The organism is Nocardia wallacei (assembly GCF_029868745.1).
Lineage (GTDB): Bacteria > Actinomycetota > Actinomycetes > Mycobacteriales > Mycobacteriaceae > Nocardia > Nocardia wallacei_B.
On sequence record NZ_JARWOP010000130.1, the window covers coordinates 1 to 10,806 of the forward strand.

10 protein-coding genes and 1 pseudogene are annotated in these 10,806 nt (G+C 68.1%); 6 read left to right on the top strand and 5 right to left on the bottom strand.

Features of this window, described 5'->3' with window-relative positions; translation table 11 throughout:
• On the top strand, positions 1 to 536 hold a 536-nt coding region (locus QH470_RS10395; RefSeq protein WP_280272091.1), incomplete at its 5' end, for a nitronate monooxygenase.
• Positions 537 to 557: 21 nt separating this feature from the next.
• Here QH470_RS10395 and QH470_RS10400 read toward each other — a convergent pair.
• Genes QH470_RS10400 through QH470_RS10410 form a run of 3 tightly spaced genes read right to left on the bottom strand, consistent with a single transcriptional unit; the run spans position 558 to position 1,822 of the window.
• Positions 558 to 1,034 carry an SLOG cluster 4 domain-containing protein gene (locus QH470_RS10400; RefSeq protein ID WP_280272092.1) on the bottom strand — a complete coding sequence of 159 codons (477 nt, stop codon included), beginning with the start codon at positions 1,032 to 1,034 and terminating at the stop codon, positions 558 to 560.
• Positions 1,031 to 1,480 (bottom strand): SRPBCC family protein, encoded by a 450-nt coding sequence (locus QH470_RS10405; protein WP_280272093.1) that lies wholly within the window; start codon positions 1,478 to 1,480, stop codon positions 1,031 to 1,033. The genes QH470_RS10400 and QH470_RS10405 overlap by 4 nt, the downstream gene beginning before the upstream one ends.
• A 3-nt stretch (positions 1,481 to 1,483) precedes the next feature.
• Positions 1,484 to 1,822 (bottom strand): ArsR/SmtB family transcription factor, encoded by a 339-nt coding sequence (locus tag QH470_RS10410; protein WP_280272094.1) that lies wholly within the window; start codon positions 1,820 to 1,822, stop codon positions 1,484 to 1,486.
• Between the two features lie 368 nt (positions 1,823 to 2,190).
• Here QH470_RS10410 and QH470_RS10415 point away from each other — a divergent pair, with 368 nt between their 5' ends.
• From QH470_RS10415 to QH470_RS10425, 3 genes are all read left to right on the top strand, one after another.
• Complete coding sequence (locus QH470_RS10415) at positions 2,191 to 2,823, top strand: TetR/AcrR family transcriptional regulator (protein ID WP_280272095.1); 633 nt, start codon at positions 2,191 to 2,193, stop codon at positions 2,821 to 2,823.
• A 75-nt stretch (positions 2,824 to 2,898) separates the two neighbouring features.
• The gene (locus tag QH470_RS10420) at positions 2,899 to 4,779 is read left to right on the top strand and encodes an NAD-binding protein (RefSeq protein WP_280272096.1); all 1,881 of its coding nucleotides are present in this window, start codon (positions 2,899 to 2,901) and stop codon (positions 4,777 to 4,779) included.
• A 127-nt stretch (positions 4,780 to 4,906) separates the two neighbouring features.
• Positions 4,907 to 5,767 (top strand): alpha/beta hydrolase family protein, encoded by an 861-nt coding sequence (locus QH470_RS10425; protein ID WP_280272097.1) that lies wholly within the window; start codon positions 4,907 to 4,909, stop codon positions 5,765 to 5,767.
• Between the two features lie 15 nt (positions 5,768 to 5,782).
• Here QH470_RS10425 and QH470_RS10430 read toward each other — a convergent pair whose 3' ends face one another.
• Positions 5,783 to 7,843 carry a prolyl oligopeptidase family serine peptidase gene (locus QH470_RS10430; protein ID WP_280272098.1) on the bottom strand — a complete coding sequence of 687 codons (2,061 nt, stop codon included), beginning with the start codon at positions 7,841 to 7,843 and terminating at the stop codon, positions 5,783 to 5,785.
• Positions 7,844 to 7,962: 119 nt separating this feature from the next.
• On the opposite strand from QH470_RS10430, the gene QH470_RS10435 reads away from it, so the two are divergent.
• Positions 7,963 to 8,937 (top strand): dipeptidase, encoded by a 975-nt coding sequence (locus QH470_RS10435; protein WP_280272099.1) that lies wholly within the window; start codon positions 7,963 to 7,965, stop codon positions 8,935 to 8,937.
• A 105-nt stretch (positions 8,938 to 9,042) separates the two neighbouring features.
• Positions 9,043 to 10,446, top strand: a complete 1,404-nt coding sequence (lpdA, locus tag QH470_RS10440) for a dihydrolipoyl dehydrogenase (protein WP_280272100.1) — start codon at positions 9,043 to 9,045, stop codon at positions 10,444 to 10,446.
• Positions 10,447 to 10,497: 51 nt separating this feature from the next.
• Here the strand turns inward: lpdA and QH470_RS10445 are convergent.
• Positions 10,498 to 10,806 (bottom strand): annotated as a pseudogene (locus QH470_RS10445) (hypothetical protein); the annotation flags it as partial.

A 10,806-nucleotide genomic window follows, 5' to 3' on the forward strand; every position in this document is an offset into this window, starting at 1 on the left:
GGGCGGATGCCACCGGCACCTTGTCCTGCGTCCCGGGGGTGGGCGCGCTGGCGGGGGCAACGCGGGTGCGGGCGGCCGGCGGCATCGCGGCGGGCGGCGGACTGGCCGCCGCGCTCGCCCTGGGCGCGGCGGGTGCACTGATCGGGACCAGATTCGAGGGCACCCAGGAAGCACTGCTGTCGGCCGAGGAGAGCAAGGCCCTGCTCGAGGCCCGCGGCCAGGACACCGAATCCAACCGAACGCTCGACATCGCCCGCGGCTCCGCCTGGCCGGACCGCTACCCCGCCCGCACCCTGCGCAACGACTTCCTGGACAAGTGGCGCGGCCGCGACGACGAGCTGCGCGAGAGCCCCGAAGCATTCCGCGAGTACCGCGCACTCGCCGACCGCAACGACCTGGCGGCCACCCCGATCTGGGCGGGCCAGGGAGTCGGCCTGGTAACAGCCGTCGAGCCCGCCGCAGACCTCGTCCGCTCCCTCGCCATCGAAGCCGAACGCACCCTGCGCAACCTCACTGGCCCCCACGCTTCCAGTTGAGCGCGAGCCGCGGAGAACCCGTCAGACGCCGTGTAGCGCCGCTTCGACCGCGGCGGCGGGATCGGCGACGCTGACAGCGGCATCGACCGGGTCGCCCTCGGCATCGAGGATGCGCCAACCACCCAGGGAGACAACGGGAATCCCGCCGCGCCGATGCGCCAGGGCGAGTTCCGAGAGTGTCCCCCAGGAGCCGCCGACAACGATGACGGCGTCGGCGGAGGACACCAGGATCGCGTTGCGCGCCTCGCCCATGCCGGTGTAGAGCACCGCGGACAGCCCGGCGCAGGCGGCGGCGCGGTCGGTGTCCGGTCGGATCCCGATCACGAGACCGCCTGCGCGCGAGGCTCCTTCGGCGACGGCCGCCATCACTCCGGCGCCGCCACCGCACAGCACGGTCGCACCTTCCTCCGCCAGCAGCCGGCCGACCTCGGCGGCGTTCGCGGCGTCGAGGTCGGTGCAGTCCCGCGGCCCGCAGACCGCGACCTGGTACGGGCTCACGGCGCGGACGCCAGTTCCTTGGCGAGGGCGTCGAGCTGGTCGCGGGTGCCCTGCTCGCGCCAGTCGGACTGTTCGTGGCCGTCCAGGTAGGCACCGTGCTCGGTGAGGACGAGTCGCGTACCTTCTTCTGCCGCAACGAATTCCACCGAGGTGAGCGATATCGTCGCGACGGTGTCGTCGGCGCGCAGGGCGGAGGTGTACACGATGCGTTCGCCGGGCACGATCTCCTGGTAGGTGGTCTCGAAGGTGAGCTCGGTGCCGTCGTGCGTGCCACCCGCGAGTTCGCGTCCGCCGACGCGGAAGTCGAGCTCGTGCCGGGAATTGGGACCGGCGAACCAGCGCGCCTTGGTCGCCGGGTCCGACCAGGCCGCGAATACTCGGTCCGGGGCGGCCGGATAGTCGCGTTCGATGGTGAAAGTGGCGTGGACTACGGAATGCTTCGTCATGATCTATTCCTCGTGATCGGTGGTATCGGCGAGCGTCGCGCCGAGGGTGTCGAGTCGGCGCTCCCAACGGGTGCGCCGGGCGTGTAGCCATTGTTCGGCCGGGCGCAGCGCGTCGGGCGCCAGCTGGCAGGTGCGGACCCGGCCGACCTTCTCGGACCGGACCAGCCCCGCCTCCTGCAGGACCTGTAGGTGCTGCACGACCGCCGCCAGCGACATCTCCAGCGGCTCCGCCAGTGTGCTGACCGCGGCCGGCCCACCGGTCAGGCGCTCCAGCAGCCACCGGCGCGTGGGGTCGGCGAGTGCGCGGAAGACACGGTCGAGTCGGTCCGTTTTGTTAAGCACTTGCTTGAGTGTAGTCGGGTCGAGCTGATAGTCAAGTGATTGCTTAACCAATGGGAAGCGAAGGCGATCATGAGCTTTCGTGCGAAACGGGGAAAATACGTCATAAATATTTCTATGAACTTCCTTCAAAATGACACGAAATCCCGAACAAATGCGTATCGTCCGGAGTGGGCAGGCAAACCGCTGGTAACTCCAGCTCGGAGCGGCATCCTCGCCCGAATGATAATTGAATATGTGCCGCCGGACGTGCCATGGAATCACTCGAAGCTGGATAGACAACTTTCAGCTAACGCCCGGAGAATTCTTGCGGTTAACGAACAGCTCGATCCCTGCCGTACGGATCGGGCTCTTGGGTATTGTCTGGCCCGATGTCACAGGAAACGAACGCGGGCAGGATGTACGCCGGGCAGCCCGTAGAAGACCGGCAGCGGCAGCGACGTGCGCGTTTTCTGGAGTCCGGACTAACTGTGTTCGCGCGTGACGGTTATGCGAACAGTTCGGTGGGTGCCATCTGTAAAGACGCCGGACTGTCGTCACGACAGTTCTACGAGGAGTTCACCGGGCGGGAATCGCTCCTGCTGGAGCTGTACGAACAGATCGACCGGCAATCCCGGGAAGCGGTCGCCGACGCCTTGGCCGCGCAAACCGACCGCAGCGCGGTGGAGATCATCGATGCGGCCGTGCGGGCCTACGTGGAATCCATCGGACGCGATCCACGCAAGGCCCGCGTCGCTTTGGTCGAAGTGGTCGGCGCCGGACCCAAAGTCGAAAAATTCCGATTGGAGTTTCGCCGTGCCTGGGGTGCCTTATTGGCCGGCGCGGCGGAGGATGCCGCGCTCCAGGGAGAAATCCCGCCGGGCGATTACGAGATGCGCGTCGTGGCGATCATCGGTGCGGTGAACTATGTGGTGGACGCGTGGAGCGGGTCGGAGCCACGCCAATCGCTCGACGACGTGATCCGCGTGCTGCGGCGGGTGATCATCGGAGCCGTGAGCGCGTGAGAACCGGCGTCCGTGGCGTCGGCGGGCCCGGCGAGCCCCTGGTCGTATGCTGGTGATTCGCTCTAGCATCGAATTGTGAGTGTGGATCAGTTGGGGGAACGATCCCCGAGTTTCGTTGTCTGCGGGGACAATCCGCTCGTCTATCAGCTGGCGGCGCAGCTGGTGCGGCGGTTCGCGGACGCGGTCGTGACCGTGGTCCTGCCGAACCGCCGCGGCGGTTATGTGCCGCTGCTGGAACGGCTGGACGGGGTGCGGGTCCTGTACGCGGAGCGGTTGGACGAGGAGACGCTGCGCGCGGCGGGGGTCGCGGAGGCGCGGTCGCTGGCCCTGGTCGATCAGGCGGACGTGGAGAATTTCCACGCCGCGCTGCGCGCGCACGAATTGAACCCGGATATTCGCCTGGTGATCCGGATGTTCAACACCGGCTTGGGTTTTCGGGTCCGGACCATGTTCGCGGACTGCGTAGTGCTGTCGATCTCGGAAATGGCGGCGCCCTCGTTCATCGCGGCCGCGCTGGGCGAGAAGACTCTGGACTATCTGCGACTGGGTGAACGGACGCTGTATGTCACCGGGCCCTCCGGCATTCCGGACAGCACGGTCGTGTGCGGGCTGGCGGAGTCGGCGGCGGGAGACGTCCGCATGCTGGCGTCGACGCGCAGCGATTCGCGAGCGCTGGCGCTGGCCGCGCGGGCGCCGCACGTGTTGAACCGGCGCCGGCGGTGGCTGCTGCGGTTCCGGTACCTGGTGCGGCACAACCTGGTTCGTCTGATGCTGGCGCTGATGACGTTGATCATTCTGGGTTGCGTGCTGATGGTCGCGGTCGGGAATGCCTGGGGCGACGCGGTATACGAGACGCTGCTCGACGCCGCCGGCGCCGCGCAGCCGGAACACCAGCGCGAACCGATCTTCAAGGCACTGCAGGTCGCGGTCGTGTTCATCGGCCTGGCCCTGACGCCGGTCGTGACGGCCATGGTGGTGGGTGGTGTACTGCGCGCGCAGTTGTCGGAGCAGATCGGGCCCGAGCCTTCGGGTTTCAGCGGGCACGTGGTGGTGGCCGGGCTGGGCAATGTCGGCATGCGCGTGCTGGAGCAGTTGTTCGACCTCGGTGTGCAGGTGGTCGGACTGGATTACGACGAGAACGCTCGCGGTATCGCGCTGGCGCGCACGCTGGGTGTGCCGGTGGTGATCGGCCAGGCCACCTGGGAGGACACGCTGGAGGCGGCCGGGGTGTCGCGCGCGCGGGCGCTGGTGCTGCTCACCAGCAGTGACGCGGTGAATCTCGAGGCGGCGCTGCTCGGCCAGTCCTATCACGAGCAGTCCCACCGCAATCTGCAAGTGGTACTGCGGCTTTCGGACGACGACCTCGCGGAGCGGGTGCAGCGCAGCCTGGGTGACACCGTGGTGGTGCGCAGCGTCTTCCAACTGGCCGCGGAGGGTTTCGCCGCGGCGATGGCCGAGCGCCGCGTGATCGCGACGCTCTCGATCAACGGCGGCACCCTCATGGTCGCCGAGGTCCCGGTGGAGGCCGGTTCCGCGCTGGTCGGCAAGCCGATCCGGACCGCGGGCCTGCCGGTGCACACTCGGGTTCTGGCCTTGCAGTCGGCCGTCGGCGCCGAGCTGGAATGGCAACCCGATCAGGAAACCCTCCTGGCCCCGGGCAACCAATTGGTCGTGGTATCCAACCGCACGGGCCTGGACCATCTCCTGGTACAGAGTTCATCGACGGCCGACCCTACGGAGCCGAACCCGTGGAGCGCCAACGCGATACCTGACGACGGCTCCGCCGAGCCGAACGTCGATGCGCCCCGGCCGACCGACGGCACGACAGCGCCGGATGATGCTGCCACTATGCCGAGCCGCCGTCCTACCGCCCTGAGCGACAGCGCGACCGAGGTGCCCGAGGACGGGGCCGAGCCGGATGACGATCCCACCGAGCCGGATCCCGTCGTCGCCTGAAGCGGCCGATGACGATCGTCGACTCGATCCTGTCGCTGTACACCGGTCGGCCCGGTCCCGTCAGGTGACGAAGATCGGGCGTATGGCGATCGGGCGCGGAGGGACCGGCGCGCGGTAGCGTGCGCGCATGGAGACCATTCCGATCCAGGTGCCCGACGGCAGCGTCGTTCCGGTGCGGTTGGTGCCGGCTCGGGGGCCGCATCGGCAGCCGATCACGGTGGACGCGCCGCGTGCGGTGATCGTCGTGATTCCGGGGCTCGGTGTGCCGGGCGCCTATTACGGGGACTTCGCGTACGAGCTGGCGGGGCGAGGGTTCGATGTCGCGATCGGCGAACTGCGCGGCAACGGCGACAGCCGCCCGAAGCCGACCGCGTCCAGCGCGTACGGCTATCAGGAATTGGTGTCGGTCGACTTTCCCGCGATGTTCGAGGTGGTCCGCGAGCGATTCCCGGACAGCACGCCGATCATGTTGGGGCACAGCATGGGTGGGCAGCTCGGCACGATGTACGCGGCCCGGATCCGAGGTCGGCTGGGTGGGCTGATCCTCATCGCCTCCGGCACCCCCTACTACCGCGGGTACGGCGGTATCGCCCGGTCGGCCATGCTGCTGGGCCCGGCGGCCGTGTCCCTGACCGCCAATCTGGCCGGTTTCTGGCCCGGCGACCGCATCACCGCGGGCGGGTTCGGCCGCCAATCCAAGGTGCTGATCTCGGACTGGGCCCGGCTGGCGCGCACCGGCCGCTTCGTGCCCGCCGATGCCGATATCGACTACGAGGAACGCATCGCCCGCCTGAAGCTGCCGGTCCTGTCGATCACGCTGGCAGGCGACGACCTCACGCCGCGCGGCTCGGCCGGCCACCTGCTGGAGAAGCTGCCCAACGCCCGCGTCACCACCTGGCATCAGCCGGAGCCGCGCGGGCACAACGGCTGGATCACCGAACCCGGCGCGACTGTCGACCGCATCGAGAAGTGGATCCGGGATCGCTGACCGCCCCGGGACGAGTCAGCTCTTTCGGTCCTCGATCAGCATCTGGGTGAAGAACTCGTAGATCAGCGCCGCCTGGAAGGCCAGCTGTTTGTTGTCGGCCGCGCCGCCGTGGCCGCCTTCGATGTTCTCGTGGTACCAGATCGTGTGGGCCTGTTCTTCCAAGCGGGCGGCCATCTTCCGGGCATGACCGGGATGCACGCGGTCGTCGCGGGTGGAGGTGGTCAGCAGGATCGGCGGGTAGGTCCGGTCGGCGCGCGCGTTCTGGTAGGGGGAGTATTTACTGAGGTACTCCCACTCCTCGGGCTTGTCCGGGTCCCCGTACTCCGCCACCCACGAGGCGCCGGCGAGCAGCAGGTGGTAGCGCTTCATGTCCAGCAGTGGGACCTGGCAGACGATGGCGCCGAACAACTCCGGGTAGCGGGTGAGCATGACGCCCATCAGCAGTCCGCCGTTGCTGCCGCCCACCGCGCCCAATTGCTGTGGGGTGGTGATGCCGCGGGCCACGACGTCTCGCGCGATGGCGGCGAAGTCCTCGTAGACCTTGTGGCGGTTCTCCTTCTGTACCTGGGTGTGCCACTCGGGCCCGTACTCGCCGCCACCGCGGATATTCGTCATCACCCAGGTGCCGCCGCGCTCCAGCCAGCCCATGCCGGACGCGCCGCTGTAGGCCGGGGTGCGGGAGACCTCGAAGCCGCCGTAGCCCGACATCACCGTGGGCCCCGGCTCGCCTACTCGATCGCGATGGCGAATCACGAAGTAGGGCACCATGGTTCCGTCGTCGGAGCGGGCGAAGAACTGCTCCGTCTCGAGGCCGTCGGCGTCGAAGAACGCCGGTTCCTGCTTCAGCGGTTCGGCCGTGCGGCCCACGGCGCTCGCCAACAGTGTCGCGGGCGTTGTGAAACCGCTTGTGGTGAGCATGAATTCGTCGCCGCCCTCGAGCGGGTCGAGGTTCATGACATTGGTGGTCGCCATCGGCGGGGTGTCGGCCAGCGGCGCCCGGGTCCAGCCGTCCGGGCCGGGGGTGAGCACGTAGAGCTTGGTCTGTACGTCCTCCAGCGTGATCAGCAGCAGGTGGTGCTCGGTCCAGCCGTAGCCGTGCAGCGAGGTGTGCGCGTCGGGTGTGAAGACGACTTCGAAATCCCGTCCGCCGTCGAGGAATTCGTTCAGATCCATGGCCAGCAGGGCGCCGGCGGGGTAGGAGTTGCCGCCCACCTCCCACCGGGACTTCAAGCGGACCAGCAGCCAGTCCTTGTACCAGGATTCCGAGGCGTCGGTCGGCACGTCGAAATGGCGCAGGGCGCCGTCGTCCTCGAGCAGGTAGACCGATTCGTTGAAGAAGTCGGTGGCACGGGCGACGTAGTGCCGTTCGTATCCCGGCGTGCGGTCGTATCCGGCCGAGACGAGTACGTCGCTCGGTTCGCCCTCGAAGACGGTTTCCGCCTCCGCCAGCGGTGTGCCGCGCCGCCAGCGCTTGGCGATGCGCGGATAGCCGGATTCGGTGAGTGAGCCCGGGCCGAAATCCGTTCCGACATAGACGGTGTCGGCGTCGATCCAGCGCACCTGCGACTTGGCCTCGGGTACGTGGAAGCCACCGTCCGCGGGCGGCCGGAATCGCTTTGTCCGCAAGTCGAATTCGCGGACCACCTTGGCGTCCGCGCCGCCGCGCGAGAGGCTGATCAGGGCCAGCGACTGTTCGGGCCGCAGCACCGCCGCGCCGCCCCACACCCAGTTCTCCTCCTCCGCGGCGGCGAGTGTGTCGAGGTCGATCAGCACCTCCCACTGCGGGTTCTCGGTGCGGTACTCGGCGAAGGTGGTACGCCGCCACAGGCCCTTCGGGTGCTCGGCGTCGCGCCAGAAGTTGTACAGCCAGGCGCCGCGCCGCGTCGGGTAGGCGATGCGGGTGTCGGTGTCGAGCATGTCGAGGATGCGGTGTTCCAGCTCGGAGAACCGGTCCGCGGTGGCGAAACGGTCGACGACCATCTCGTTGCGGGCGCGCGCCCAGTCCAGCGCGCGGTCGGAGGTCACCTCCTCCAGCCACAGGTAGGGGTCGGTCTGCTGTTCTTCGACGCCGCTCATGCTCGCCATTGTCGCCGACGCCGGAGGGCCGCGCTGCGCCGAACCGGTTGCGTTCGTCGCGGGCGAACGCCGCGCGCCTACGATTGCGGCACGATTGCCGATGTCGAGGAGGTCCGGTCGTGCCGCCTGCCCTGTGGGAACAGCACTGCTGCCTGCCGCTGCTGCCGTCGGCCGATATCGGCGAGCTGGCCCGCTACCCGCTCGGTTCGTATCTGTCGGTGAACGTCGGCTACGCGCCGCAGTCGACCGCGCAGGCCTTGGGGCTGGTCCGGCAGTTCCGCCGGGATGCCTTGGCGGACGGCCGCTTTCGCCTGGTGCGAACGGTCGAGGACACCTACGGCGACGACCGCACCATCGCCCTGGCCTTCGACCTGGAGGACTCCGGCCCCCTCGGCGGCAACCTCGATAATGTGAAGGTCTTCTACGACCTCGGGGTCCGTTCGCTGCTACCCAGCTACAACCACGCCAACGCCGCGGGCTGCGGTTGCCTGGACACCGTCGACACCGGCCTCACCCGATACGGCCGCGACCTGATCCGCACCCTCGGCGAGGTCGGAATGTTCGCAGACGGCTCGCACTGCTCGCCCCGCACCGGCCTGGACATCGCCGACACCACCGCCAAGCCGATGATCTACAGCCACTCCAATTTCGCCGCCCTGTGGGCACATCCGCGCAACATCACCGACGACCAGGCCCGCGCCTGCGCCGCGACCGGCGGCGTCATCGGCATCAACGGCGTAGGAATCTTCTTGGGCCGCAACGCTCCCGGCGACCGCGCCGCCCGAATCGAGGCAATGGCAGACCATCTGGCCTACGGCGCGGACCTGGTAGGCATCGACCACATCGGCTTGGGCTCGGACTTCTCCTTCGACGGCGACCAATTCAATGCCGAGATAGCCGCCACCCCCCAAAACTTCTCCGAGGACTACACCCGCTGGGGCCCTTTGCAATGGACACCCCCCGAAGACCTGATAGGCACAACCGAAGTCCCAGGTCTGAACGAGGCCCTGGCCCACCGCGGCTTCACCGCCTCGGACCGCACCGCAATATTCACGGGAAACTTCCGAAGGATCGCCCGCCAAGTCTGGGAATAGTAAAAAGATCACACTCCAACGGGACCTGACCTTTCACACCCCTGAAGGCCGCGAACCCCCCACACCCGAGCCAACCCCGTTCAACCCTGCGTTAGGCTCGGACTCGTGACTTCCCACTACGATGTCGTCGTTCTCGGCGCTGGTCCCGGCGGTTACGTCGCCGCGATCCGCGCCGCTCAACTCGGCCTGCGAACAGCGATCGTCGAGCAGAAATATTGGGGCGGTGTGTGCCTGAACGTGGGCTGCATCCCGTCCAAGGCGCTGCTGCGCAACGCGGAGCTGGCCCACCTGTTCACCAAGGAAGCGAAGACGTTCGGTATCTCCGGCGAGGCGAGCTTCGATTTCGGCGCGGCGTTCGATCGCAGCCGCAAGGTCGCCGACGGCCGGGTCAAGGGCGTCCACTTCCTGATGAAGAAGAACAAGATCGACGAGTTCGACGGCAAGGGGACGTTCACCGGTCCGAACTCGCTGTCGGTCGCGCTCAGCAAGGGCGGCGACGAGTCGATCACCTTCGACAACGTCATCATCGCCACCGGGACCGTCACCAAGCTGCTGCCGGGCACCTCGCTGTCGCAGAACGTCGTCACCTACGAGGAGCAGATCCTGACGCGGGATCTGCCGGGGTCCATCCTCGTCGTGGGCGCCGGCGCGATCGGCATGGAGTTCGCCTATGTGCTGAAGAACTACGGCGTGGACGTGCGCATCGTCGAGTTCCTCGACCGCGCCCTGCCGAACGAGGACGCCGATGTCTCCAAGGAGATCACCAAGGCGTACAAGAAGCTCGGCATCACCATCACCACCGGTGCGTCGGTGCAGTCGATCGAGGACAACGGCGCCAAGGTCACCGTCTCCATCAAGGACAACAAGTCCGGTGCGGTCGAGACCGTCACCGTCGACAAGGTGCTGCAGGCCGTCGGTTTCGCGCCGCGGGTGGAGGGCTTCGGCCTGGAGGCCACCGGTGTGCAGCTGACCGAGCGCGGTGCCATCGCCATCGACGACTACATGCGCACCAATGTGCCGCACATCTACGCCATCGGCGATGTCACCGCCAAGCTGCAGCTCGCGCATGTCGCCGAGGCGCAGGGCGTGGTGGCGGCCGAGACCATCGCGGGCGCGGAGACCCTGGCGCTGGGCGACTACCGGATGATGCCGCGCGCCACCTTCTGCCAGCCGCAGGTCGCCAGTTTCGGGCTGACCGAGGAGCAGGCTCGCGCCGAGGGTTACGACGTGAAGGTCGCCACCTTCCCGTTCACCGCCAACGGCAAGGCCCACGGCCTGGGCGACGCGACGGGGTTCGTGAAGCTTATCGCCGACAACAAGTACGGCGAGTTGATCGGCGGCCACTTGATCGGCCCCGACGTGTCCGAGCTGCTGCCGGAGCTGACCCTGGCCCAGAAGTGGGATCTGACGGTCAACGAACTCGCTCGCAACGTGCACACCCACCCCACGTTGAGCGAGGCCCTGCAGGAGGCCATCCACGGTCTGGCCGGGCACATGATCAACTTCTGAGTCGCGATCTCGGGCGCCCCCCCGGTGGGGGAACCCGGGGGGGCGGGGGGGTTACGGCCCCCCCCGGGGGGGGGGGGGGGCCGGGGGGCCCGCCGGTGACGCGTGCTGGGGCGGCTCGGCTCCGGCGTGGGCTTCGGTCCACACGGCGAGCGACCGCGCGGTGTCGCGGCCGCCGAGCCACTCGAGGTAGCGGCGGTACGGCGGGACCGGGCCGAGCGCCGCCGGATCGCCGGTCACGAATCCGGCCCGATAGCTGGCCAGATTCGACGTCTTCGACAGCGAGTGGATCGCCAGCAGGCCGGTGTGGTCACCGTCGCAGACCTCGGGGTCGAGGATCGACACCGCGCGCTCGTCCCAGGC